13 protein-coding genes and 1 pseudogene are annotated in these 25,054 nt (G+C 71.2%); 7 read left to right on the forward strand and 7 right to left on the reverse strand.

What is annotated here, in order from left to right; genetic code table 11:
* On the reverse strand, positions 1–701 hold a 701-nt coding region (locus tag F8M74_RS15355), incomplete at its 3' end, for an IF-2 protein (RefSeq protein WP_228565829.1).
* 104 nt (positions 702–805) lie between these two features.
* Between F8M74_RS15355 and F8M74_RS15360 the strand changes: the two genes are divergently transcribed.
* From F8M74_RS15360 to F8M74_RS15375, 4 genes are read left to right on the forward strand one after another with little or no spacing between them, the layout of a single operon-like run.
* The gene (locus tag F8M74_RS15360; protein WP_141255006.1) at positions 806–6,670 is read left to right on the forward strand and encodes a methyltransferase domain-containing protein; all 5,865 of its coding nucleotides are present in this window, start codon (positions 806–808) and stop codon (positions 6,668–6,670) included.
* A 24-nt stretch (positions 6,671–6,694) separates the two neighbouring features.
* The gene (gene dapF, locus F8M74_RS15365) at positions 6,695–7,546 is read left to right on the forward strand and encodes a diaminopimelate epimerase (RefSeq protein WP_141255007.1); all 852 of its coding nucleotides are present in this window, start codon (positions 6,695–6,697) and stop codon (positions 7,544–7,546) included.
* Positions 7,547–7,584: 38 nt separating this feature from the next.
* Positions 7,585–9,435 (forward strand): response regulator, encoded by a 1,851-nt coding sequence (locus F8M74_RS15370; RefSeq protein WP_141255008.1) that lies wholly within the window; start codon positions 7,585–7,587, stop codon positions 9,433–9,435.
* 19 nt (positions 9,436–9,454) lie between these two features.
* Entirely contained in the window at positions 9,455–10,954 is a 1,500-nt protein-coding gene (locus F8M74_RS15375) for a DUF4388 domain-containing protein (protein ID WP_141255009.1), read from the forward strand.
* A gap of 12 nt (positions 10,955–10,966) precedes the next feature.
* Here F8M74_RS15375 and F8M74_RS15380 read toward each other — a convergent pair whose 3' ends face one another.
* The 3 genes and pseudogenes from F8M74_RS15380 to F8M74_RS15390 form a co-directional block, all read right to left on the reverse strand.
* Positions 10,967–11,500 carry a DUF3592 domain-containing protein gene (locus F8M74_RS15380; RefSeq protein WP_141255010.1) on the reverse strand — a complete coding sequence of 178 codons (534 nt, stop codon included), beginning with the start codon at positions 11,498–11,500 and terminating at the stop codon, positions 10,967–10,969.
* A 21-nt stretch (positions 11,501–11,521) separates the two neighbouring features.
* Positions 11,522–12,049, reverse strand: coding sequence for an SHOCT domain-containing protein (locus F8M74_RS15385; protein ID WP_141255011.1), 528 nt, complete (start codon positions 12,047–12,049; stop codon positions 11,522–11,524).
* 115 nt (positions 12,050–12,164) lie between these two features.
* Positions 12,165–12,362, reverse strand: a pseudogene (locus F8M74_RS15390) (alpha/beta hydrolase); the annotation flags it as partial.
* 167 nt (positions 12,363–12,529) lie between these two features.
* Here F8M74_RS15390 and F8M74_RS15395 point away from each other — a divergent pair.
* The 3 genes from F8M74_RS15395 to F8M74_RS15405 all read left to right on the forward strand — a co-directional run bounded on the left by F8M74_RS15395 (position 12,530) and on the right by F8M74_RS15405 (position 15,210).
* A complete protein-coding gene (locus F8M74_RS15395; RefSeq protein ID WP_141255012.1) occupies positions 12,530–14,143 on the forward strand; it encodes a sigma 54-interacting transcriptional regulator in 1,614 nt (537 codons plus the stop codon).
* 184 nt (positions 14,144–14,327) lie between these two features.
* Positions 14,328–14,675, forward strand: coding sequence for a hypothetical protein (locus F8M74_RS15400; RefSeq protein ID WP_141255013.1), 348 nt, complete (start codon positions 14,328–14,330; stop codon positions 14,673–14,675).
* 184 nt (positions 14,676–14,859) lie between these two features.
* Complete coding sequence (locus F8M74_RS15405) at positions 14,860–15,210, forward strand: hypothetical protein (protein ID WP_228559787.1); 351 nt, start codon at positions 14,860–14,862, stop codon at positions 15,208–15,210.
* A gap of 6 nt (positions 15,211–15,216) precedes the next feature.
* Here F8M74_RS15405 and F8M74_RS15410 read toward each other — a convergent pair whose 3' ends face one another.
* The 3 genes from F8M74_RS15410 to F8M74_RS15420 all read right to left on the reverse strand — a co-directional run bounded on the left by F8M74_RS15410 (position 15,217) and on the right by F8M74_RS15420 (position 24,970).
* Positions 15,217–18,888 (reverse strand): serine/threonine-protein kinase, encoded by a 3,672-nt coding sequence (locus tag F8M74_RS15410; RefSeq protein ID WP_141255015.1) that lies wholly within the window; start codon positions 18,886–18,888, stop codon positions 15,217–15,219.
* A 122-nt stretch (positions 18,889–19,010) separates the two neighbouring features.
* Complete coding sequence (locus F8M74_RS15415) at positions 19,011–23,108, reverse strand: DUF4215 domain-containing protein (RefSeq protein WP_141255016.1); 4,098 nt, start codon at positions 23,106–23,108, stop codon at positions 19,011–19,013.
* 20 nt (positions 23,109–23,128) lie between these two features.
* Positions 23,129–24,970: an OmpA family protein gene (locus F8M74_RS15420; protein WP_141255017.1), complete on the reverse strand. Its 1,842-nt coding sequence runs from the start codon at positions 24,968–24,970 to the stop codon at positions 23,129–23,131.
* Positions 24,971–25,054 lie beyond the last annotated feature (84 nt).

The following is a 25,054-nucleotide window of genomic DNA, read 5'->3' on the forward strand; positions in this document are numbered from 1 at the left end:
GCCTGGGGCGGCGTCTGGGGGGCCGCCTGGGGGCCGCTGAGGGTATGCACGGCGCGGCGTAGCGAATCCTCCAGGTCGCGGGCCGGCGGGGCCACGGCGGACAGCATCTGGTTGGCGCTGCGCGCGTGGCGGCTCTGACTCTCCGCGGCCAGCTTGAGCTGGGTGAGGGCCTCGCTGACCAGCCGGCGGGCGTCCTCCAGCTTCTGCCGGGCCTGATAGTAGGCCACGTCCACCATGTGCTTCTGGAGCGTCAGGCGCTGCTCCTCGGTGATGCCGGAGAGCTTCTCCGCGCGCCGGAGGTAGTAGAGGCCCTGGTCGACCCGGGCAGGCTCGTCCGACGCGATGCGCGGGCGGGCCAGGCCCTCCAGGACGGGGAACAGGGCCTGGTCCAGCTCGTCCCGGTCGGTGAACTTGCGCGTCAGGAGGGCCGAGACGTCCTGGCCTTCAATGGCGACGGGGGCATAGGCGTCCGCCAGCCTCGGGTCCCCGGTCCGGTAGGGGACCGCGCCCATGGGGGCGTTGCGGCCCTTCATCACCACCAGTTGCCCGTCATGGAGGGCCAGGGTGAAGGTGCGCGCGTTGAGCTGGGAGAGGAGGAAGACGACCACGCCGCCCAGGCCCAGGATGAGAGTGAAGATGAGGAGCCGCGTGAAGGTACGCCGCGCCCGATAGCCGAATCCCTGTTGTGCCGTTCCGTTCATGTCGCCTGCCCTCCTGACGTGCGAGCGCGAGGCCCATTTCCAGCCCCGGCGCTTAACTTGGGGCGCGCCTGCCCGGGGGTATACTCCCACTCCCGAACACACCGATGCACCACACATTCCGCCGCTTGGGGCCCAGCGAGCTGCTGCCCCGCTACATTTTCGCGGAGAGCCTCTTCGCACGTCGACGGGTCCTGGAAGTCGATGCGGTCGCCTCCACCGGGGGCGAGAGCGCACGCTTCCTCGTGGAGAGAGGTGCGCGCGCGGTCGTGTCGTGCGACAGGGATGTAGCGGCGGTCGAGGCCGCGCAGAAGGCGCACGGCGGTCCCGCCTTGCGCTTCCGGGCCAACATCTACGACGACTTCGAGTCGGGCAGCTTCGATGTGGTGCTGGTCGCGGACCTGGCGCCGTACGTGAAGGCGCCGGAGCTGCTGGCGGAGCTGGCGCGGCTGGTGACGAAGCAGGGCTTCCTCGTGGGCGGCCTGCGCAATGTCGCGGGGCTCGCGTTGCCCCAGTTGCTGGAGGCCGAGGAGGGCGTGCCGCCCACCTATGGTCAACTGCTGGACGCCCTGTCGGTCCACTTCGCCAATGTGGAGGTGGCCACCCAGTCCCCGGTGTTGGGCTACCAGCTCGCCTTCGAGCGGGGCGAAGGGCTCCAGGTGGACGGCACCCTGGTGAATCACAGCGAGGCCGCCTACTTCCTGGTGGTGGCGGGGCAGGACCCGGCGCGCGTGGTGGATCCGACCTGGGTGCAGCTGCCTCCCGAGCCGCTGGCCTTCACTCGGGGCAAGCTTGATGAAGTGGTGGCGCGCGCGAAGTCCTGGGAGGAGCGCAGCGGCCGGCTGAAGGAGTCGCTGACGAAGCTCCGCGCGGAGCTGACGGACCGGGAGGCGGAGGCGGCGTCGCTGCGTCCCTCCTTGGAGACGGCCCGTGATGAGGTCGCCCGGCTCACCGCGCAGCTGGAGCAGGCGCGGGGGAGCCAGGAGGCACAGCGCGAGCGGGACGACCTGTCCGGGAAGCTGCGGCGCCGCGAGCTGGAGCTCCAGGTGGCGCAGGAGCGGCTGGCCGACGCGGACCGGCGGCTGGCGGCGCAGCGGCTGGAGGTGGAGGCCGCGCAGCGTGCTCAGGCGGACGCGGGCGTTCAGGTGCTGGCGGCCCAGGAGTCGCTCCGGCTGGAGCGTGCTCGTCGTGAGGAGACGGCGGCTTCTCTAGAGGAGGCCCGCGAGCGGCTGACGCAGGCGTATACGCAGGTGCGGGACCTCCAAGAGGAGCAGGCCACGCTGCGCATCGAGCGCGAGCGGGACCGGCTGGCGGCCGAGCGCGCCGTGGAGCAGTCCGAGGACCGTCGGCGTGCCGCGGAGGCCGCGCGTGAGCGGGAGCTGCGCATCGCGGAGCAGTACTCGGCGGCCCTGGCGGCCGTGGAGCACCTGAAGGCCGAGGCGGCTCGGGCGGCGGAGACGTCCCGGGACGCGGGCGCCGCCGTCTCCGTGAAGGATGCGGAGCTGGCGCGCACGGCTCGGGAGCTGGTGGACGCGCGGCAGCGGACGGCCTCGGCGGAGGGGGCTCGGAAGGACGCGGAGTCGCGGCTGGAGTCGCTTCAGGCGGAGGTCCGGGGCCTGGAGACGGAGCTGGCCGCCGCTCGCGAGTCGCAGTCCCGCCTGGGCCAGGAGGTGGAGGCCCTGACGCACGCGGAGGCTTCCGCGCGGGCCACGGCGCAGAAGTGGGAGGAGTCGCTTCATCACGCCTCGCAGCGGTTGGAGGCGCTGGAGGCGGAGCGCGCTCGGACCGAGGAGCGCCTGGGGCAGGCGCTGGAGTCGGAACGGGACGCGCTCCAGTCCCGGCTGACGTCGCTGGAGCGCGAGCTGGAGGACGAGCGGGCTCGGGCGACAGCGCTGGAGCAGCAGGTCCTTGATGAGGTCTCCGCGAAGGGCGAGGTCGAGGCCCGGTGGCAGGAGCTGGCGGAGGAGCGCGCGGCCCTGGTCCGGCGCGTGGTGGAGCTGGAGGCCGAGGCTTCCTCGCACGCTCGTACGGGACGGCAGTCCTCGGAGCGCGCGGCGGAGCTGGAGTCCGCGCTTCAGGCCGCCCGCGAGGAGCTGGAGTCCGCGCACCTGGAATGGCAGGTGTCGGAGGAGCAGCTCGGGCGCGTTCGCGGGGAACTGGACTCGGAGCGTGAGGCCCGGGCCGCGGTGGAGGAGGCGCTGCGGCTGGCGCGTGGGAAGCTGGAGAGCGCGGCGCAGCGGCTGACGGACGCCGAGGCCACGCTCTCGCGGACCCGTGAGGCGTTGGACGCGGAGGTTGCTCGGCGCACGGCGCTGGAGAACTCCCTGGCGGAGGTCCGGGACTCGCTGGACTCCGAGCAGGAGGGGCGGGCCCTTGCGTTGGAGGCGCTGCGTGCGCAGCTCGAGGCCGAGCAGGCGCGGCGCAGCGATGCCGAGGCGACGCTCGCTGAGACTCGGGCTGGACTGGATGAGGCTCGCCAGACGCTGACCCAGGTTCGGGACGCGCTTGCTTCCGAAGAGGAGCGGCGCGCTCGGTGGGAAGCGGCGCTCGGGGATGCGCAGGCGCTGCTCCAAGTGGAGGGGCAAGAGCGCGCGCGGTTGGAGGTGGCGCTCACTGCGGAGGCGGAGCGACGGGCTCAGGCGGAGGACTCGCTTGTAGTGGTTCAGGCTCGCCTGGATGAGGCGCTGGCGCTGCGCGCGCGGACCGAGGCGGAGCTGGTCTCGGCCCAGGAGGCGCTGGTTCGGCACGAGGCTCAGGGCCAGACGGAGCTCGCTTCCGAACGTGAGGAGCGTGAGCGGCTGGCCGCGGAGCTCACCGCGATGCGGGAGCGTGCCTTCGGCGCGGACGAGGTCGTCACCCGGCTCCAGGCCGAGGCGGCTTCCGAGCGCGAGGCGCGTGCCCAGGCGCAGGAGGCGCTCGCAGCGGAGCGTGAGGCGCTTGCCCAGGTTCGTGCGGACCTGGACGTCGAACGCCAGGGGCGCGGTGATGGCGAGGCCGAGCTGGCTCGCGTGCAGGGGTTGCTTGGGGGGGAGCAGCAGGCTCGCTCGGGGGCGGAGGCCGCGCTGGCTCAGCTCCGTGCGACGCTCGGGGCGGAACAGCAGTCGCTGGCCGATGCCGAAGCTTCCCTGGCCGAGGCGCGTGCTGCGCTGACTGCGGAACAGCAGACGCGCGCCGAGACCGAGGCCGTGCTGGCGCAGTCTCGCGAGGCGTTCGCGGCGGAACAGCAGGCTCGCGCGGAGACTGAGTCCGTTCTCGCACAGGCTCGCGCGGCATTTGAGGCGGAGCAGCAGGCTCGTGCCGAGCTTGAGACGGCCCTGTCGCAGTCGCGTGAGTCGCTGACGGCGGAACAGCAGACGCTTATCGAGCTTGAGACCGCACTGTCGCAGTCTCGTGAGACGCTCACAGGGGAGCAGCAGGCTCGCGCGGCCATCGAGGCCGCCCTGTCCCAGGCCCGTGAGGCACTTGCCGCGGAGCAGCAGGCTCGCGCTCAGGCTGAGTCTGCACTGGCGCAGTCGCGTGCGACGCTCGAAGCGGAGCAGCAGACTCGCGCCGATACCGGTGCCGCGCTTGGACAGACTCGCTCGGCACTGGAGTCCGAGCAGCAGGGGCGTGCCGAGGCCGAAGCCGCGTTGGCGCAGGTCCGCGCGGTGCTCGAAGCGGAGCAACGCACGCGAACCGATGCGGAGTCCGCGCTGCAAACGCTGCGCACGGAGACGTCCGAGCGCGACCAGGCCCGGCAGGAGCGACTGGCTGCCGCCGAACGTGTCATGGCCGAGCAGGAGCGCGCGCTCGAAGCGCAGCGCCTGGCGGCCGAGGCTCGCGAGCAGGAGCTTCGCGATACCGTGACGCGCCTGGAGTCGGAGCGGGCGTGGGCGGAGGACACCGCGAAGGAACAGCGCTCGGCGTTGGAGTCCCGGCTCTCGGAGGCGCGCGCGGCGCAGGAGTCGGACGCGGCGCGTGCGGTCGCGTTGGCTCAGTCCCTGGCGGACCTTGAGTCGGCCCGAAGCGCGGCGGATGCCCAGCTCGCCGAGCGTGCGGGAACCATCGGCGCGCTGGAGACGCAGGTCGCCCAGCTGCGTGAACAGGTCGCGGAGCGTGAGGCGGAGGCGGGCCGTGTTAGTGAGGCCGCCACCGAGGCTCGCGAGGCGCTGACCCGGCAGGAAGCCGCCGCGCAGGAGCGACTCTCCGCGGTCGAACGTGCGCTGGACGGCGCGCTTGCTCGGGCGGAGCGACAGCAGGGCGAAATCGAAGCGCTGACGGCGGAGCGAGACCGCGAACGGACGGCCTTGGCCGCGGCGCAGCAGGAACTGGCGCATCTGGGCGCCGCGCGGCAGGAGAGCATGCGTCTGGGGGCACAGCTCCAGCGCGCCATGGCGGCCCTGAACGAGCGGGGCATGCACATCGCTCGGCTCGATGCCGAGTTGGTGGATGCGCAGGACCGGCTCGCGGCGCAGCGGGAGAACGCCGAGTTGCTCATGGTGCAGCTCGAGACGGCGCGGCGCTTCGCGGGCAAGGCCACCGCGATGGAGAACTCGCTCGAAGCCGAGCGCGCCGCGCTGGAGACGCTGCGGACCGAGCTGGCCCGCGCGACCGAGGCCGCCGCCACGGAGCAGGCGAGGGCGAACGCGCTGGAGGCCCAGCTTACGGACTCCGCCGATGGACTGACGCGCGCCCGTAGCGAGTTGGAGGCCCAGCGCGCCGAACTCGAAGGGAAGGTCGCGGCCGCCGTCTCGCGTTCTGATGCTCAGCGCGCCGAACTCGAGGCGCAGCTCGCGGAAGCTGTCTCTCGTTTCGATGCGCTACGTGTGGAGGCGGCGCAGCAGTTCGCGGAGGCTGCTGTTCGCGCCGAGGCCGAACGCACGGCGCTGGAGGCCCGGCTGGCGGAAGTCGCGGTCCACGCCGATGCACAGCGCGGCGCGTTGGAGGCTCAGTTGGCGGACGCCGTGGCCAGCTCCGAGGCGCAGCGTGGCGAACTGGAGGCCCGGCTCGCGGAGGCCATGGCCCACGCCGAGGCACAGCGCGCCGAGTCGGTGACCCGGCTGGCGGACCTCAACGCTCGACTCGAAGCACAGCAAGCGGAGCTGGAATCGCGGCTCACCGATGCCTCCGCGCGGTTCAACGCGCAACTGGCGGAGGCCAGCGACCGCGCGGCCCAGCTCTCCGACACTGCTGACCGCGCCCAGGCGGACAGGGCCACACTGGAATCCCACGTCGCCGAGCTCACGTCCCAGCTCGATGTGCTCCGCGCCGACCTGACCGCCGCCACGGAGCGGGCGGCCACGCTTCAGTCTGCCCAGGAGCGCCTCGCCCGAGCGGACTCCGACCGCGAGCGCCTCCAGTCCGACCTGTCCGTCGCCCGCGCCGCCCGGGTCCGCCTTGAAGGCCGCGTCACCGCCCTGGAAGCCGCGTCCACCGACGCCGTCCGGATCCTCGACGCCGAGCGCGCCGAGCGCACCCGCCTGTCCCAGGCGCTCGAGGTGGCCACGCAGCAGCTCCAGCAGCACGACGGCAGCGCGGCCGGGCAGCTCGCATTGCTCCAGACCGAGCGCTCCCTGCTCGATGAACAGCTCCGGGGGCTCGAAACCCGGCTCCAGTCCCAGAAGGCCCGCGTGGACGCGTTGGAGGCGGAGCGCACCGAACTCCTGGCTACCGTGGAGTCCCTCAAGGTGTCCTCCCAGCCCGAAGACGTGCTGGAGATGGCTGCGGAGATGGAGCTCCTCCAGTCCCTGGTGGAGGACCTCCAGCAGAAGCTCGCGGACCGCGAGGCCGAACTGGCCGCGGCGCAGCGGCCGGCGTCCCGCGCGGACAGCTTCGCCCTGTTGGACGTGCCCGAGCCAGCCAGGAACGAGCTGGTCCCTCCATCCGGGACGGAGCAGGGCGCCAAGGCCCCGGCCCGGCGCCCCCGAGGCGCGGTGCCCGCGCTGGACCTGCCGCCCCAGAAGACGCCGCCGAAGCCGGACGAGCGCGGATAGCCGCTCGCGACTAGGATTGCGCCTGTGGAAGCTCGCGAGCGCATCTTCAAGTATCAGGGCCTGGGCAATGACTTCGTCGTGCTGGACCGGCGCGGCTCCGGCGAGGACATCGACGCCGCCACGTCGCGGTGGATGTGCGACCGGCGCCTGGGCATCGGCGGGGACGGGGTGCTGGCGCTGCTGCCCTCCGAGCGTGGCGTCGCCCGCATGGTCGTGCACAACGCCGACGGCAGCATCGCGGAGATGTGCGGCAACGGACTGCGCTGCGCGGTGAAGTTCCTGGTGGACGACTTGGGCCAGACGCCAGGCCACCTCGACGTGGAGACCGGGGCGGGCGTGCTCACCTGCTACCCCTCGTACGGCGAGGGCGGCGTGGTGGCCGTGGACATCTCCATGGGCCCCGCCCGGCTGGTCGCCCCCAACCTGCCTTCGGGCGTCACCGGCCAGCCCTTCCTGGATGCCTTCGTGCCGGGCCATCCGCCCCTGCGCGCCTACGCGGTGAGCATGGGCAATCCCCACATGGTCCTCCTGGACCAGCCGCTGGAGGATGCCTCGCGCCTGGGGCCCCTGCTGGAGCACCACCCGTCCTTCCCGGACCGCACCAACGTGGAGTTCGTCCGTGTGGACTCGGACGGCCTCACCGTGGTGGTCTGGGAGCGAGGCTGCGGCCTCACCCAGGCCTGTGGGACGGGCGCCTGCGCGTCCGCCGTGGCCGCCGTGCTGGCCAAACGGCTCCCGGCCGATGCCTGGCTGCGCGTCACCCTGCCAGGGGGAGACCTGCGCATCCGCGTCCCCGCCGACCTGTCCGACATCCGCCTCCGTGGACCGGTGGCCTTCGTCTTCGAGGGCGTTGTCGCGGTTCCCTCGGGCCGGTAACCTCCCGCGTTCCTCTCGCTCCCAGGTCAGAACGCGCCGTGGCCGGACCCATCCTCGTCGTCGACGACGACCTGTTCTTTCGTCAGCTCGCCAGTGACTTGCTCACGCATAACGGGCATCGCGTGGTGGCCGTGGAGAACGCAACGCTCGCGCTCGAAGAGGCGGCACGCACGGCGTTCGACCTGGTCATCACCGATGTGGTGATGCCGGGCGTGGACGGCTTCTCTCTCACCGCGCGCTTGCGCGAGCGGGACCCCGACCAGGAGGTCATCCTCGTCAGCGAGCGCACCGACATCCGGAACTCGGAGGTGGCGCTGCGCTCGGGTGCGGCGGACTGTCTCACCAAGCCGGTGGACGCCAACGACATGCTCCTCGCCGTGGACCGGGCGCTGGAGCGCGCGTCCCTGCGCCGCGAGCGGACGCAGCTTCGTGACGAGAACCTGGAGTTCGCCCGCTTCCACAACCTGCACCAGCGCTGCCTGGAACTCCTGTCCCATCCCGACCTGGAGTGGCTCCAGGAGCGGCTCACCTCGGAGCTGGCGGCCATCTGCGACGCGCAGAGCGCCGCGCTGTGGGTGGTGGACGACCGGGGAGACCTGGTGCTGCGGGCCTACCGCGGGCTGCTGGACCGGCAATTCCTCGCGGAGAAGATGAGCCCGGAAGGGCCGCTGTCCGGACGGCTGCGAGAGGCCCAGCCTTGGCTGGCCCGCGATGAGCGCTCGTCGGTGATGTACGTGCCCCTGGTGGCGTCGGGGGAAGTCGTCGGGTTGGCGCAGCTCTCCGACCCGCTGTCGGGAGACTTCCGGCCCGAGCATTCGCGCGATGCTCGCGTGCTGGGTGACTTCGCTGCGGTGGGCCTGAAGAACGGCCGGAAGATGCTCGCGCTCCAGCGCCTGGGCCTGAGAGACCGCGAGACGGCGGCGTACAACCTCAGCTACTTCACCGACTACGCGTCCAAGGAAATCTACAAGGCCCGGCGCTACGGGCGGACGTTCTCCCTGCTGACCTTCTCCATCGACAACCTGCCGCTGGTGCGCGTGCGCCAGGGCGCGGCGGACGCGAAGAAGGCGGTGCGCGGCATCATCAAGGCGCTCAGCAAGATCATCCGCGACTCGGACGTCATCGCGAAGGCGAGCGACCAGGAGTTCTACCTCCTGCTGCCGGAGACGGACTTCTTCGGGGCGCTGATGTTCGTGCGCCGCGCCGTGGCCGCCGTGCGCGAGGAGCCCGAGGCCATGGAGGTGGACCAGCGCCTCCCGCTGGCGATGGTGGGCGGGGCCAGCACCTTCCCCAAGGACGGCGAGGACTTCGACGAGCTGGTGCACCGCTGCCGCCGCCGCATGGACGAGCGGCGCGCGTCGTTGCAGCGCCGGCTGATGCTGGACGGGCTGCCCTTCTGGGACGAGGTGGACCTGCTGCTGGGCACGCCGAACAGCCCCCGGCTGCCGGTGGACGAGCGCTCCGAGCCGAGCCGCCGGGGCAAGGTGTCCGACGTCCTCTTCGACGAGCTCCAGGCGGAGATTGCCCGGGAGATGATGCGAGACCCAGGCTCGCGTGGCCTGCTGTACGTGGGCGGGCCGGAGATTCGCACGGACCTGAACATCGCCGCCGGGCTGGAGTCCGCGCCTCCAGATCTGGCGTCGCGCATCTACCTCCTGGGCCGCCGCGTCGACCTGGAGTCACACCCCGCGCTGACGCCCGTGTTCCTAGAAGGCGACGACCGCATCGCGCGGCACGAGTTCATCCTCTGGCTCTCCGAGAACGCGGCCTACGCGCTCATCCAGCGGCGGGGCCACGGAGCGACGTGGGGGTTCCACACCTCGGACACCGCGGTGGTGGACGGGCTCATCTCCAAGCTGCAGGCCGAATACGACCTGCAGCCCTACTGACACGAAGCGGAGCGCCACCGTGGCCCCGGTCCGGAAAATCCTCATCGCCGACCCTGACCTCGAGTCCGTGCGCTCGCTGTCGCGGGCGCTGCGCACCAAGGGCTATCAGGTGCACTACGCGCCGGATGGCTCGCGGGCCCTGGAGGTGGCCGTGCTGCGCCACCCGGACCTCACGCTGTTCGACGAGGCCTGCCGGCTGCTGGACGCGCGCACCTTCATCCAGATTCTGCGCACCAACCCGCGCACCGAGGACATCCCGGTGGTGCTCACCACCGCGAGCTTCGAGTCGGACCGGCTGCGCGGCCTGCGGGACGGCTACCTGCGCAAGCCCTTCAACCTGGACGAGGTGCTCAGCCGCATCGAGCACATCTTCCGGCGCAGCGAGGCGGCCAAGGACCTCAAGAGCGAGCAGCAGGAAATCGAAGGCTCGCTCAGCCAGCTCAGCATCCCGGACCTGATGCAGTTGTTGGGCATGAACCGGCGCAGCGGCCGGCTGACGCTGGAGCGCGGCAACGACCGGGGCGAGATTTCCGTCGTCGAAGGCCGCCCGGTGAATGCGAAGCTGGGGCGCGTGGAAGGGGAGAAGGCCCTGTTCCGTCTGCTGGCGTGGGTGGACGGGACGTTCACCTTCTCGCCCGGAGGCAACACGGCACGGCCGCGCATCAACCGCGGCATGGATGACGCGCTGCTGGAGGGCATGCGCCAGTCGGACGAGGTGAACCGGCTGATGCCCGGCCTGCCGCCGCGCCACACGCGGCTGATGCTGGCGCCGGACGCGGACCTGCAAGGAGACCAGCATCCGGTGACGCAGCAGGTGGTGGACCTGCTTCGCCAGCCACGCGCCCTGGGCGAGGTGCTGGACCTGGCGCCGGCCACCGACCTGGAGGTGCTCAACGTCCTCACCACGCTCATGCAGCGGGGCGTGGCGAAGGCCGCGGACGGGGACGGCGTGGAGGCTGCGTCCGGCGAGCTGCTGGGCGCGGCGGAGGTGCACGCGCTGCGCGGCCGGATTCTCCGCACGCGAGCGCCCGCGAAGGTGGCCACCGCGAAAATCTTCGTGTGCGGCAGTGGCGCGAGCGCGGCCCGGCGGGTCCTCTCCCGCATGCCCGGCATGGAAGCGCTGTCGGCCGAGCCCACCGCGGTGAAGAGTGGTTTCGGCACGCTGGGGCGCCTGGTGCTCAGCGAGGTGCTGCGCCTGGACTTCTGCGTGTTGCCTCCCGCGGAGGCGGCGCGGCCGCTGTGGCGTCCCTTCACGGCGGGCGCCATGGGCGCGCTGCTGATGGACGTGGCCGAGCCCTCCGTGCGGCTCGCGCACTACCTGGCCTGGGAGGTCCGGATGCCGGTGGTGGTGGTGGGCGCGGAAGTCCCCGCGGCGTTGCAGGGGGCTCCCGCGGGAGCCCTGGGCGCGGCGGATGACCTGGCGGACGCGCTGCGTTCGCTGCTGGTCCAGGCGCTCAACCCGGCGCCCACGCTGCCCGGCGTGCCCCAGGTTCAGCGGGCCGCCGCGTCCATCGTGTAGGGCGAGGCCGCTTCAAAGGCGTGAGAGAATCTCCGCCTTCTTCTGCGCGTATTCGTCCTGCGTGATGAGTTCGTTGTCGAGCATCGACTGGAGGTCCTTCATGGCCTTCACCGGGTCCGCGGGGGCCACGGTCCTGGCTTCGGAAAAGCCAGCGGCGCCCGCGAGGAGGGCTTGGATGCTCTGGGGGCGCTGCTGATCGACGGGCCCCAGGACGACGAATCGCTGAGGGTCATTCGGATCGATCTTCACCTTGAGGCGCACGCCGGGCTCCAGGATGAAGGCCTTCCAATCATGCGCCCGGCTGCGGTGCTGCCGCCTGTAGGTGGGGAGGCCCGGCACCTTGAACTCCAGCAGGAAGTCGTAGACGTAACTCTTGTTGATCTGCATCGACGTGCGCTCCATCCGGAGGATGGTGGCCTCGCCGGCGGTTCCGTGCTCTCGGAGGCGCTGCGTCTGCGCGTGCGAATAGAAGAAGTACCCCGCCACGCCGAAGCCGACGAGCGAGAGGAGAATGAAGGGCAACATCGCCAGGACCGCGGTCAGCACCAATCACCTCGATGCGCGTTCTCAGATACGCGCGAGAATCTGCGCCTTCTTCGCCTCGAACTCTTCCGGGGTGATGAGTCCCTTATCCATCAGCGACTGAAGGTCCTGCATGGCCTTCACCGGATCCCCCGCGGACGGCATGCCCTGTAGCACGAAGGCCCCGACAGGCGCCGTCATGACCGCGCCGACGATGGCGACCTTGCTCGGTTCGTTCCGGTCGACCTTGACGTTCAGACGCATCCCCACGCCCAGCGACCCGATGCTCTGGTGCGGGCCCAGCCGCTTCCTCACCCGCGCCTGATACGACGCGCGTCCACGCTGACGGACCTCCAGGAGCAGTTCGAAGACGGGACGGCGGTTGACGCGCAAGCCCGTGTCCCTCAGCTCGAGCACCGTGGCCTCGGCGTCCTCGCCATGCTTGAGCACATCTCGCTCCACCATCGCGTCACGGGTGAAGCTCCCGATGACCCAGGTGGCATAGAGAAAGATGCCGCCGAAGAGGAGGGTGACGAAGATCTCGGTCGGAGTGGCGGGGACCAGGGCGTCCATCTGGCGGAAACCCTACCATTCTCCCTCGACGCGCTGGCCGGGGCCGTCACCCTGGCAGCCAGCGCATGGCCTCCGGCAGCCGCCGTTGCCAGTCCCGCTCGGGGTCCGCGTAGCTCAGGGAGAGGTTGGTGCACCAAGTGTCGAAGAGCGCGGACTCTGGATGGGCGAACACGTTCTGCCCGTTCTGCATGGAGAGGACAGGAAAGGACCTGTCAGGTGAGGCGTCATACGCGTCGGGTGTGTAGATGCGAACAGTGCGTGTGCGCCCCTCATGCGGGGAAGCGAAGTCTCGGAGGCTGTGGACGTATCCCATGGGGTCCGGAAGTTGGAACCTGCGGAGGAGGATAGGTTGCGGCCCCTGCACCGGCGACTTCTCCCAACCCACGGGATTCTCACGTCGTTTCCTCGGTGGATGAACCCAGCGCTCGGGCTTCTGGAGGTGTAGGCTCAACGGGTATCCCAGGACTCACACGAAGACCCATGCAGCAGAAACTCGCCGCAGACATGTCGACCACCGCGGGCCGCGCACAGGCCGGGCAGAGCCCGGTGGCGCTCTCCGTGCCTGCCTTGACGATTGTGTCCCATCCCCAGCCGCAGCGCATTGGCGAGCGGCTGTTGCTGGAGGTGCTCGCGTCCCAGGGGCGCACGGCGGCCCTGTCTCGCAACGCGCCGGACTTCTCCCGGCCCGGGGGGCTCATGGCCCTCCCGTTGGGAGACCCATTCCTCAGCCGCAAGCCGGTGGAGTTCGAGCCCGGCCCACGAGGCGGCCTCCGGATGTTGGTGCCAGAGGACGGCACCCAGGTTCGCGTGGCGAACGAGCCCGTCGTGGGCGGCCGGGAGTTCTCTCGCGAGGAGCTGTCCGATGGAGTGCCGCTGGTGCTGGCCGACCGCGTGGTGCTCCTGCTCCACCTGGCTTCGTCCTTCCGCCAGCCGGGCGTGCTGGACCTGGGCATCGTCGGCCACGGTGAGGGCATCCACCGCGTGCGCGAGGACATCATCCGGGTGGCCGACCTCGCCGTGCCGGTGCTCATCCGCGGCGAGACGGGCACGGGCAAGGAGTTGGTGGCGCGCGCCATCCACGCCAGTGGTCCCCGCCGCGCCGGTCCCTTCGTCAGCGTCAACCTGGGAGCGCTCGCCAAGGAGCTGGTCGCCGCGGAGCTCTTCGGCGCGCAGCGCGGGGCCTATACGGGCGCCAGCCGGGACCGGGAAGGCTTCTTCCGCGCGGCCGAGGGCGGGACGCTCTTCCTCGATGAGGTTGGCGAGGCGCCGCCCGAGGTGCAGGCCGCGCTGCTTCGCGTGCTGGAGACGGGCGAAATCTATCCGGTGGGCGGCCATACGCCGGTGCCTGTCGACGTCCGGCTGGTCTCCGCCACGGACGCGCATCTGGAGGCCCGAATCCAGGAGCGCACCTTCAAGGCCCCGCTGCTGCACCGGCTGGCCGGCTTTGAAATCCTGGTGCCTCCGCTGCGCGAGCGCCGCGAGGACGTGGGCCTGCTCTTCCACCACTTCGCTCGCCAGGAACTGGAGGCCATGGGGGAGGGCGGTCAACTGACGTCTTCGGACCCGCGCGCCGAGCCCTGGCTGCCCGCGGCCCTGGCCGTCCGCTTGGTGCGCCACGCGTGGTCCGGCAACATCCGCCAGCTGCGCAACGTCACCCGTCAGCTCGTCATCGGCAGCCGGGGCACTCCGGGGCTGCGCGCCGATGCGCGGCTGGAGCAGGTGCTGGACGCGGACGCGCAGCCAGTCCCCGGGCGTCCGTTGACCGTGCGCACGGGCGAGGAGGCGGGCGATGGCGCGAAGGCACCGCGGCGCAAGCCCGCGGACGTGGGTGAGCAGGAGTTGCTGGAGGCCCTTCGCGCCTGCTCCTGGGACCTCAAGGCCTCCGCGGACTGGCTGGGCATTCCCCGGCCGTCCGTCTACGTCCTCATCGACAAGAGCTCGCTCCTGCGCACCGCGCGCGACTTGAGCCCCGAGGAAATCACGCGCTGCTTCCACGAGTGCGAGGGCGACCTCGACCGGATGGTGCAGCGGCTGGAGGTCTCCAAGCGCGCGCTCCAGCGGCGGGTCCGGGAGCTGGGCCTCAGTGGTGGGTAGTGTTGGCTGACACGTCAACCCGGACCTGGTGGGTTCGGTTGACGCGTCCATTTGCCTTTTCGGGGGGCTCGGGTGTCGATTGTCGAGGGGGGCCGCGCGCCATTCCTGGCTGGTACGGTGTCTGCAACTCACAGCCCGCAGCAATCCTTCTCATTGCCCCATTGGGGGTACGGGAGCCGCGCCCATGACCGTTGTCACCGTCACCATCAAGAAGTCGGGGGATCTGGTCTACGAGCCCAGCAACAAGGTCCGGCGGGGGCAGCCCGTCCGCTTCGTGCTCGACCAGATTAACGGTCCTTTGTGGGCGAAGGTGAATCCGCCCGCGTGCCTGGTTGCAACGAATCCCGTCACCCTGGACCGGACCTCCGCGGCGCCCCCCATCTACGAGGATCCGGTCTCCGAATCGGCCGCGTTCATGACGTATGCGTTCACCGTGGAGGTCCCTCCCGTGCCGGAGAAGCCGCACTTCGGAGGCGAGGCCGAGACCAAGAACGGCAACCTCGACGTGACGACGGATCCACCGAAGCTCTGAGCCGGCCTGACGTGTCATGCTGAACCTCGTGGGTGGGGCTGACGCGTCCACCTGAGGCTGAGGGCATGCGCCGGTGGTGAATCTTCGAGGGCGCTGTGAACCAGACCTGTCTGGTATGGTGTGTGCAAATCACAGCAGGCAGCAGTTCATCACACGCCCCAGCGGGGCACAGGAGCCACGGCCCATGGCCATCATCACTGTTCTCATCAACAAGTCCGGGAACCTGAGCTACATCCCCAACAACAAGGTTCGGCACGGAGACACGGTCCGCTTCGCCATTGAAATGATTGGCGCCTCATCGGACGTGACGGTGAATCCCCCCGCGTGCCTGGATTCGACGGCGTCGTTCAGCTTGAACAACACCTCTCTGTCCGCCGCCCAGCGCGAGGACCCCGTTTCCGACGGGGCCGCGGTCGGCTCGTATCCGTTCACGGTGGACGTTCCCAGCGCCTCCGAGGCGCGCAGCCACGGGCTCGAGTTGGAGACGAAGAACGGCAACCTGGACGTGACGACGGACCCGCCCAAGGAGTACTGAGCTACGTCAGGGCGTAGGAGGGCCGGCCAGCGGCTCGCGAGCCGCGCCGAGCCGGCCTCTCCATTCGGATTCCAGGTGAGGGTTGCGGGCCAGTGCTTGCCGCAACACCTCCTGGCCCTCGATGCGCCAGGCCTGCCGTTGCTCGGAGGAGGCGCGCGTCTCCGCCAGGGCGAGCAGCCCGCCGCCGCGAAGCGCCTGGGCCCGCGCCCACCTGGGCCGGTCCGCCAGGACTTCCGCCACGAGCGCGAGTCCCTGGTTCAGCAGCGGCGCGGCGTTCTCGTTCCGCTGCTGACGCCACGCGGCCCAGGCGAGCTGGAATCTCGCGGTGGCCAGCCGGTAGTCATGCCGGCGCGGCTCCAGGGACAGGGCTTGCTGGAAGGCCTGCGACGCGAGCTCGAAGTCCGATTCCTGAGCGGTGCCCCGGTGCGCCAGCCAGCGGGCCTTGAGCGCGCGGGCCTCGCCCGTGTTGCGCCACGTGTGGCCCTGGCGGGGATTCAGCGTGGTGGCCCGCGCCAGGGACTCCTCGGCCTTCGCCAGCTCCGCCCGCGGGTCGCCGCCGGTCTCCATGCTCCACGTCGCCAGCAGTGTCTGCACGCGGCCGAGGTTGGCCCAGAGGTCGGCGTCCTGGGGCTGGAGCGAGAGCGCCTGACGGTAGGCTTCCACGGCGGCGCGGCCACTCGGTTCTGGATTCTCCCCGCGCGCGGACTGGAAGGTGGCGTTCAGGGTCCACACCTCGCCCAGGTTGTTGTGGGCGTACACCTGTCTGGGCGCCAGCGTCCGGGCTTCCTCGAAGGCCGCCTGCGCCTGCTGGAGCAGGGGCTCGGGGGCGCCGCCTTCCTCCCAGCGTTGCTCGGCCTGCCACAGCAGCGCCGCGCCCAGCCCGTTGTGGAGCGGGGGGAGCTTCGCGTTGATGCCCAGCCCCTGCCGGAACAGGGCCAGGGCCTGCTCCAGGTCCGCCTCGAAGGGCTCGCCGTGGCTCCAGCGCCAGCGCGCCAACTGCTCGGAGATTTCCGCGCCGCGGAAGCTGGCCACGACGTTGCCGGGATTGAGCGCCAGCGCCTTTGCCAGTGCGTCACGGGCCCGCGTCAAATCTCCCGCGGCGTCGGTGGCGCGTGGATTCGAAGCGCGGCGGCGCAGGGCGTTGCCCAGGTTGATCCACGCGTCGGCCTGGTTCTCCCGCACGCGGATGGCCTCCAGGTACGCGTCAATCGCCTTGCCCTGGTGCTCCAGCGGGTCCACGCCGCGCTCGGCTTCCGCGTCCGCCCACACCTGATAGGTCAGGCCCAGGTTGGCGTGGAAGGCATAGTCGCGCTCCTCGGGGCGCAGGCGCTCGAAGGCCTCGATGGACAGACGAAGCTGCTCGCTCGGGTCCTGCCCGCGCTCCTGGCGGTAGCGGGCCCACAGCCGGTGGGTGATGGCGAGCTCCAGCGCGACACGGTCGCTGGGCGGCGCCAGGGCCAGGGCCTCGCGCGCGGCGTGGATGGACTTCTCCAGCAGCGGCTCGGCGTCCTCGCGTCCCTGGCTGGCGCGCTGCTCCGCGAGCCGGCGGTGCAGGCGGGCGAGGACGACCAGCGAGCGGTGGTAATCCGGCGCGGCGGCGAGCGCGCGGGTCGCCGCCTCCACGCCGCGCTCATAGTGGGGCAGCACGTTGCCTTCGCCGTACAGCTCCATCACCAGCGCGGCCAGCTCCAGGCGCGCCAGGACGTAGTGGCCCATGGGCTGGCTCTCCGCGGTGGCGACAGCGGCGGCATAGGCGCGGCGGCCCGCGTCCAGGTCCTCCTGCGAGCCGGCCTTGTCGCCCTGGTGCCAGCGCTGCGTGGCCCGCGCCAGCAGCACGTCGCCTTGCAGCAAGGGCGCTTCGTAGAACCAGGGCTGCGCGCGGCCCATGGCTTCCAGGTGGGTCAGGGCCTCTTCGTGGCGGCCCTCGTAGAAGGCGAACAGCGCCTTCACATACAGCGGTGGGACGGGGACATCGGGGCCTTCGGCCTGGCGCAGGTAGGCCAGGGCCGGGTCCCGGTAGTTCTGCTCCAGCTCCTTGCGGCGGACCTCGCGCTGCTCCGGGCTGCGGCGCTCCACGTCCAGCAGCAGCCGCTCCTGGTAGAGGTCTCCTAGCACCTGCGCCAACGCCCAGGCCACCCGGGGCTCGCGGTAGCCCTGGGCCCACGCGGCCTCCAGGCGCTTGCGCGCGGCGTCCCGCTCATCCAACACGAGCAACGCGCGGCCCAGGGCGTACTGGCCGGGGCCCAGTGCGTGGGGGCCGGCTTCGCGCACCTCGGCCTCCAGCGCGTCCATGCTGGCGCGCAGCTCGCGCCGGTCTTCACGGGTGTCGTGCAGGCGGGACAGGGCGGAGTAGCGCGCGGAGGCCTCGATGCGCTCCACCCGTTCGGTGAAGCGGCGCGTGAGGCGTTCGCGCTCGGCCACCTCGCCGCGGGCGATGCCCGCCTGGATGAGTGCCAGCAACACCACCGTCAGGGCCGCGGAGCCCAGCGTCAGCGCCACCCGGTGCTTGCGGGCCTTGCGGCGCAGGCGGTAGCCCAGTCCCTGTCGCGCGAGGACGGGCTCTCCTTCGAGGAACCGCTCCAGGTCCTCCGCCAGCGCCCGCGCCGAGTCGTAGCGGGCGGGCCGCTGCTTCTCCAGGCACTTGAGGACGATGGCTTCCAGGTCCGACGGAATGTCGGCATCGAGCGCGCGCGGCGGCGCCGGCTCTTCATGCTGGAGCCGGGTGATGACCTCCGCCTCGGTGGCGCCGGTGAAGGGCGGCCGGCCGGTGAGGAGCGAGTAGAGCGTGGCGCCCAGCGCGTAGATGTCCGCGCGCCGGTCCAGGCGTGACACTTCGCCGCGCGCCTGCTCCGGGGCCATGTAGTGCGGGGTGCCCTGCACGGCGTTGGGCGCGGCACCTTCCTCGCGCCAGTCACGCGCCAGACCGAAGTCCATGACGAAGGGGGCCAGCCCGCCGTCCTCGGTGCGCTCCACCAGGATGTTGCCGGGCTTGATGTCGCGGTGGATGAGGCCCGCGCCATGGGCGGCGTGCACGCCCTCGGCGGCCTGGCGCAGCACCAGCACCTTCTGCTCCACTGTGAGCGAGCGCGCCAGTTGTCCCAGCGGCTGGCCGTCCACGAAGCGCATGGCGATGTAGCCCCGGCCGCGCACCTCGCCGACCTCGTACACCTCGCACACCCGCTCGTGTCGGACGCGGGCCTGCGCGCGGGCCTCGGAGAGGAAGCGCCGGGCCAGCTCCGGGTCGTCCCCGCGCACGAACTTCAGCGCCACGTTGCGGCGGAGCATGGGGTCATACGCCAGGAACACCCGGCCCATGCCACCCTGGCCCAGGAAGCGCACGGGCTGGTAGCGGTCCCAGTCCGGCACCGGGAAGGTGGGGCCGTCCGGCTCCACGGCGGGGGGCGGGGACACGCCCGGGGTGACGGGCGTCAGGGTGGCGGCCTCGAGCGGCCGGCCGGCGCTCGGGTCCGTGCTCTCGGAGGCGAGCTCGCCACGGAGCGCCACCAGGGAGTCCTCGGACAGCCGGCCTCGCTCCCGCAGCAGCTCCAGGGGGCCACGCCGCAGGCGAAGCGCTTCCTCACGCAGGACCGCCACCTCCTCGCCGGAGAGCAGTCCTTCGTCCATCGCGAGGAGGAGCTCCTCCTCGTACGTTTCATTCAATCGCCCCGCCACGTGCACGGCCCCAGCATACGGGCTGGCGCGTGGCGGGGGGAAAATCCGCCGGGAGGCCCACGAGGCCGGCGGAGGGGGCCTCTGAGGGGGTTGTGGACCTCCCGGCGGAAAGGTGTAGCGGTCAGCCCTTAGCCGCGCTTCCTCCGGCGGAGGCCGAGCAGGCCCAGGAGCGCCAGCCAGGACGCGGCGGGTGCCGTGCTGCAGCCGCCACCGGCGAAGGCCCGGGTGAGCTCCACCGTCCACGAGTACGCCGCGGGGGTGCTGTCCACGTTGCCCGCGCGGTCCGTGGCCCGCACGCGCAGGGTGTGCTGACCCTCGCCCACGTCATAGCTGTCCCGGCAGGGCTCGAAGGGGCCCCCGTTCAAGCTGCACTCGTAGGTGACGTCCTCCTCGGAGGCGCCGTACTCGAAGGTCGCCGTCCGGTTGCCGCCGCGCGAGGGCGGCGTGCGCGGGAGGCGCGTGTCGGGCTCCTGGGTGTCGATGATGAACCCGCTGGGCGCGGAGGGCTCGCTGGTGCGGCCCTCGCTGTCGGTGGCGGTGGCCGTCACCGTGTGCGGGCCATCCTCCAGCGGCTGGGCCGGCGTGCAGGTCCACGCGCCCACGTCGTTGGTGGTGGTGGTGCAGAGCACCGTGTCGCCCTCGTACACCGTCACCACCGTGCCCGGAGCCGACGTGCCGCTCAGGGGCGGCGTCGACGTGTTGAGCACCGCGCCGTCGGCGGGCCCGGTGATGACCGGCGGCTCCGTCGTGGTCAGGGTGATGGTGAAGGTGACGGGCGTGGAGGTGGGGCCGGGGTTGCCGCCCGGAGGCGTGGCGGTGGCCGTCACCGTGTGCGGGCCTTCGGCCATGGGCGTGGTGGGCGTGCAGCTCCAGTTGCCCGCCGCATCGGCCGTGGTGGTGCAGAGGGCGGTTCCGCCCTCGTACACCGTCACCTCGTCACCCGGGGCCGCCGTGCCGCTCAGCACGGGCGTCTGCGTGTCCAGCACCGCGCCCGGCGTGGGGCCGGTGATGACCGGAGGCGCCGGCGGCGAGTAGTCGACGATGAAGTCCACCGTCGTGGACGTCTGCGGCGCGCCCGGGAAGGTGGAGGTGACGACGGCGGTGTGCGGCCCTTCCTCCAGGTCCGTCGGCAGCGTGCAGCTCCAGTTCCCCTCCGCGTCGGCGACGACCGTGCACACCGGCGCGGGGTTGCCGTCCAGGTACACGTCCACGGTGGCGCCCGGCGTGGCGGTGCCCTCCAGTTCCTCGCCAGCGGTGCCGCCCGGCGTCGGGGACGTGACGACAGGGGCCGTCTGGCAGATGGACAGCGCGTCCACGCGGTACGTCACCGCCGTGTCGGAGTTGTTGGCCAGGTTGCAGTCGGTGTCGACCAGCGCGATGCGGACGTCACCCGTGGCCGCCTTGAAGTCGCGGGACAGGGGGAAGCCCAGGGGCATGGCCTCGGCGCGCGTGGCCGAGCCCGGACCGCTGCGGGGCGTGTAGCCCAGCGAGAAGCCCTGCACCTGCGTGCCCGCGTTGGCGCTGACGCCGATGACGCCGGGGTACCAGTTGGTGCCACCCGAGTAGCTCACCGCGCCGGACACGTACCGGATGCGGTAGCGGCCCGGCACGTCCAGTCCGGCCTGGATGGCCGCGTCGGGCAGCACGGGGGCGTCGATGTCCGACACCTGCGTGCAGTTCGCGTTGCCCTGGCGGGTGATGAACACGCTCACGTCCGCCGTCTGGCACGCGGCGCCGCTCTCCACGGTGCACGTGGCCGAGCAGCCGTCCCCGTTGGTGGTGTTGCCGTCATCACAGGCTTCGCTGTCCGCCTTGATGCCGTCACCACACGTCACGGCGCACACCGACGGGATGCCGGTGCAGCCGAACCCGTCCTCGATGGCGCAGGTGGTCGAGCAGCCGTCGCCCGCCGTGGTGTCGCCGTCGTCGCAGAGCTCACCCTCGTCGAGGATGCCGTTGCCGCAGACGTTGGGGCTGATGCAGGTGTTGGTGGTGGGGTTGCAGATGCCGCTCTCGCAGACGCCGGACGCATTGCAGGGCTGGCCGTCCTCCAGGAGGCAGCGCGAGGAGCAGCCGTCGCCGTTGTTGAGGTTGCCGTCGTCACACACCTCGGCGCCTGCGCGGGTGCCGTCGCCACAGGTGGTGGCGCAGGTGCTGGGCGCGCCGCTGCATGTATAGCCGTTCTCCACGCGGCAGCTGCCGCTGCAGCCGTCGCCCGCCGTGGTGTTGCCGTCGTCGCACTGCTCGCCCGGGTTCAGCGTGCCGTTGCCGCAGGTGAAGAAGCACTGGTTGCCAGCGCCAGGGCAGCTCCAGCCCGGCTCCACCGCGCAGGTGGCGCCGCAGCCGTCGCCCGCCGTGGTGTTGCCGTCATCACACGCCTCGGCGCCCGCGCGGGTGCCGTCGCCACAGGTGGTGGCGCAGGTGCTGGGCGCACCGCTGCACGTATAGCCATTCTCCACGCGGCAGCCCGTCGAGCAGCCGTCGCCCGCGGTGGTGTTGCCGTCATCGCACGTCTCGTTCGCGTCCAGGGCGCCGTTGCCGCAGCTCGCGACACAGACGGAAGGACCGGAGTCGGGCGTGCTGCAGGCGTAGCCATCCTCCACGCGGCACTCGGTGCTGCAGCCGTCCTGCGGGTTCAGGTTGCCGTCGTCACACTGCTCGCCCGGGTCCACGTCGCCGTTGCCGCAGGTGAGCACGCAGGCCTGGCCCGGAGCGGGGCAGGCGTAGCCCAGCTCTAGGGTGCAGGCGTTGGAGCAGCCATCACCCAGGGTGGTGTTGCCGTCGTCACACAGCTCACCCGCGTCCATCCGGCCGTTGCCGCACAGGGGGGCGCAGGTGGACGGAGCGCCCTGGCACTCGTAGCCGCGCTCGATGCGGCACGCCGAGGAGCAACCGTCCGAGTCGTAGACATTGCCGTCATCGCACTGCTCGCCCGGGTCGATGGCGCCGTTGCTGCACGTCATCACGCAAGCCTGGCCCGGGGTGGGGCAGGCGTAGCGGGACTCCACGCGGCAGCTCGCGTTGCAGCCGTCGCCCGCCGTGGTGTTGCCGTCGTCGCACTGCTCGCCCGGGTTCAGCGTGCCGTTGCCGCACGTCTGGGCGCAGGTGCTGGGCTGGCCGGTGCAGCCGTAGCCCGCCTCGATGCCGCAGGTGGCGGAGCATCCGTCACCGTCGGTGGCGTTGCCGTCGTCGCACTCCTCGCGCAGGGACACGGCGCCGTCGCCGCAGCGGTCGTCGTACGCGTCCACGAACAGGTAGCGGAAGGCGTTGGGCTCGGTGGCGGCGTTCTCGTTGCACAGCTCGATGCGGTTGAGGCCCGCGCGCCACGGGGCGTTGGTGCCGAACTCGCGGAAGATGTTCTTCTGCCAGGGCTGGCCCGCCGGCTCGTTGACGACGGTGGGCGTGAAGTTCTGCCCGTTCACCCGCGCGCTGTCGAACTGGTTGTCGTTGAAGGTGGCCAGCCGCAGGCGGAACTGCGAGACGTTGGTCGTCGAGGGCACCATGAAGTCCTGGTACACGCAGACGGGGGCGCCCAGCGGCGCCTCCATGAAGCGGGCCGTCTGGATTTCCTGGGGCCAGTCGTCGGCGTTCCGCGGACCGGTGGCCGCGCCCGTGTTGGTGCCGCTGTAGAACCAGTGCGGATCCGGGCCGACCTCCAGCCGGCGGTTGTTCTCGTCCACGCCGGTGTTGAAGACCGTCACGCCCGCGCGCACGCAGCGGCTGGGGCTGCCGGCGCAGGCGAAACCAGGCTCCACCTCGCACAGGCGGTTGCAGCCGTCGCCCTCGAAGCGGTTGCCGTCGTCGCAGACTTCCTGCGCGTAGGACGGGTGGGCGCGGTTGTCGAACACGCCGTTGCCGCACTGGGACAGGTCACAGGTCGCCGTGCAGTCGGAGCCGGGGACGTTGCTGTCACACGCCTCGCCGGAGTCGACGACGCTGTTGCCGCACAGGCTCGCCAGCGAGCAGGGGCGCCCGGGCACGTGGCACAGGTAGCCTGCTTCGATGGTGCCGGTGGCGGAACAGCCGTCGCCGCTGGTGGTGTTGCCGTCGTCACATTCCTCGCCGGGCTCGAGCTGGCCGTCTCCGACGAGGGATGCGGTCCGGCTCACGAGCACGGGCTCGGTGGGGGGCACGGCTGTCCGGGCACCGCCCGAATCACAGCCGGTCAGGGATGAGAGCAGCGCGAGACAGAGCGCCGCCGTCTTGAAGAGGACACGCGTTTTCATGGGGATGTCTGCCTCGGTTCTCAGTGGGTGTCGGGAGAGGGCTCGCCCTGCTGCGTCTGCACGCCCTCTGCGTCGCCGACGATCTTGAACTCCACGCGGCGGTTCTTCGCGCGGCCCTGGGTGGTGTTGTTGTCCGCGATGGGCTGGGTGGGACCGAAGCCCTTGGCCTCCAGGCGCTCCCGGGCCACGCCCTTGCTCACCAGGTAGCGAACGACGGCGTCGGCGCGGCGCTGGGACAGATCCAGGTTGTAGTCAGGGTTGCCGCGGTTGTCGGTGTGGCCCTCGACACGCACCTTCTCCACTTCCGGGTGGGCGATGAGGATGTTGGCCACCGTGTCGAGCAGCTTGTTGCTGCGCGCGATGATGACGTCCTTGTTGTTCTCGAAGTAGACGGCCTCGAGCAGTTGGATGCGATTCTCGCCAATCTGCGCGAGCTGCTTCTCCTTGCAGCCGTGGTTCTTCGCCGGGCCAGGCTCGGTGGGGCAGTTGTCGAGCCGGTCGACGATGCCGTCACCGTCGGTGTCCTTGTCCGGGCAGCCGCGGTTCTCCTTGGGGCCGGCCTCGTTGGGGCAGCGGTCGGCGGTGTCGAGCACGCCGTCGTTGTCGTTGTCCGGGTCGGGGCAGCCGTCCTCGTCCTGGAAGCCGTCCTTGTCCTCGGCCTGGTCCGGGCACTGGTCCTTGGCGTCGGAGATGCCGTCCCCGTCCGTGTCCGGGTCATCCGGGCAGCCGTCCTGGTCCTCGAAGCCGTTGAAGTTCTCCGCCGCATTCGGGCAGCGGTCCGCCAGGTTGGGCAGGCCGTCGCCGTCGTCGTCCCCGTCCGGGCAGCCATTCAGCTCCGACAGGCCCTCGACGGTGGGGCAGCGGTCGGCGGCGTTCTTGACGCCGTCGCCGTCCAGGTCGAAGTCCGGACAGCGGGCGGGGTCATGGGGCTGACCCGCCATACATGCATTGGGCGTGGAGGAGGGGACGCCGAAGTTGAGGCCGGCGAGCACCCGGAACGAGGGCGTGCCCGGCGTGCTGCCGAAGCCAGGGCCACCCATGGCGTAGACTTCCGTGCCCGCGGGCATGGGAACGCGCACGCCCAGCAGCACTTCCATCGACTCCGGCGCATCCGCGACGGGCAGGGTTCCGCGCACCACCAACTCCTGGCGGAAGCCGAGCAGGCCGGCGGACAGGTTGACGCCGCCGTTCAGCTCCGTGCCCAGCTCGTCGAGGTGCGGCTGCGTGTTGGGGGACAGCGCATACGTCTTGGTCCGCACCAGCGCGCCCAGGTCGGCGCCCACGCGCCACGTGCCACCCAACTGCTTGCCCAGGCCGAGCCGAGGCGAGAAGACGAAGCCCTGGTCCCGGGTGAGCGTCTCCGTGCTGCCAATGGGCAGGGCCGCGCCGAGGTGCAGGCCCAAATCCATCAGCCCGCCGCGCTGCTCGGAGAGGATTCCCGCGCGCGCCTGGACCCACGGCGTGCCAAGCGCGCTTGTGGACGGCGTGGCGACGCCCAGCGCCGCGGTGTCCGGTCCCCACTGGGACACGATGGGCACCTGCGCGCCGAGCTCCAACCAGTCGGTGATGGCATAGGCACCACTGAGGTGCACCGTCACGCGGTTGGAGACGATGACACCTTGCTGCGCTCCACCGGAGACGAGCACCAAGGGCTCCTTCTCATAGTGTCCGGTGAAGCCGAGGCGGTACTCGCCGCGGGACATGAGGTCGCCGGTGGACAGCACCAGGCTGTCGCGTGCACCGGGATTGAGTTGCAGCCGCTCCAGCTCGATGCCGGGGATGCGCTGCGCCTGGGCCTGAGCCGTGACCGCCCAGAGGACGGCCAGACCTCCAAGCCATGGGTGATACGGATGTGAAGACAAGAGTTCCTCCCCCTCAACGTGGCGCCGGAAAAGCGCACGTGGGCGTCCGCCATGCTTGAGACGCGGAGTGTTTTGCACGCAACG

The sequence above is a fragment of the Myxococcus sp. CA023 genome (genome assembly GCF_010998615.1).
Taxonomy (GTDB): Bacteria; Myxococcota; Myxococcia; order Myxococcales; family Myxococcaceae; genus Myxococcus.

What these genes read in the sequence shown, in the direction of transcription:
- F8M74_RS15360 (WP_141255006.1), top strand. Translation starts at nt 806, where the DNA reads ATGCACCACACATTCCGCCGCTTGGGGCCCAGCGAGCTGCTGCCCCGC.
- F8M74_RS15385 (WP_141255011.1), bottom strand. Translation starts at nt 12,049, where the DNA reads ATGGACGCCCTGGTCCCCGCCACTCCGACCGAGATCTTCGTCACCCTC.
- F8M74_RS15395 (WP_141255012.1), top strand. Translation starts at nt 12,530, where the DNA reads ATGCAGCAGAAACTCGCCGCAGACATGTCGACCACCGCGGGCCGCGCA.
- F8M74_RS15400 (WP_141255013.1), top strand. Translation starts at nt 14,328, where the DNA reads ATGACCGTTGTCACCGTCACCATCAAGAAGTCGGGGGATCTGGTCTAC.
- F8M74_RS15405 (WP_228559787.1), top strand. Translation starts at nt 14,860, where the DNA reads ATGGCCATCATCACTGTTCTCATCAACAAGTCCGGGAACCTGAGCTAC.
- F8M74_RS15415 (WP_141255016.1), bottom strand. Translation starts at nt 23,108, where the DNA reads ATGAAAACGCGTGTCCTCTTCAAGACGGCGGCGCTCTGTCTCGCGCTG.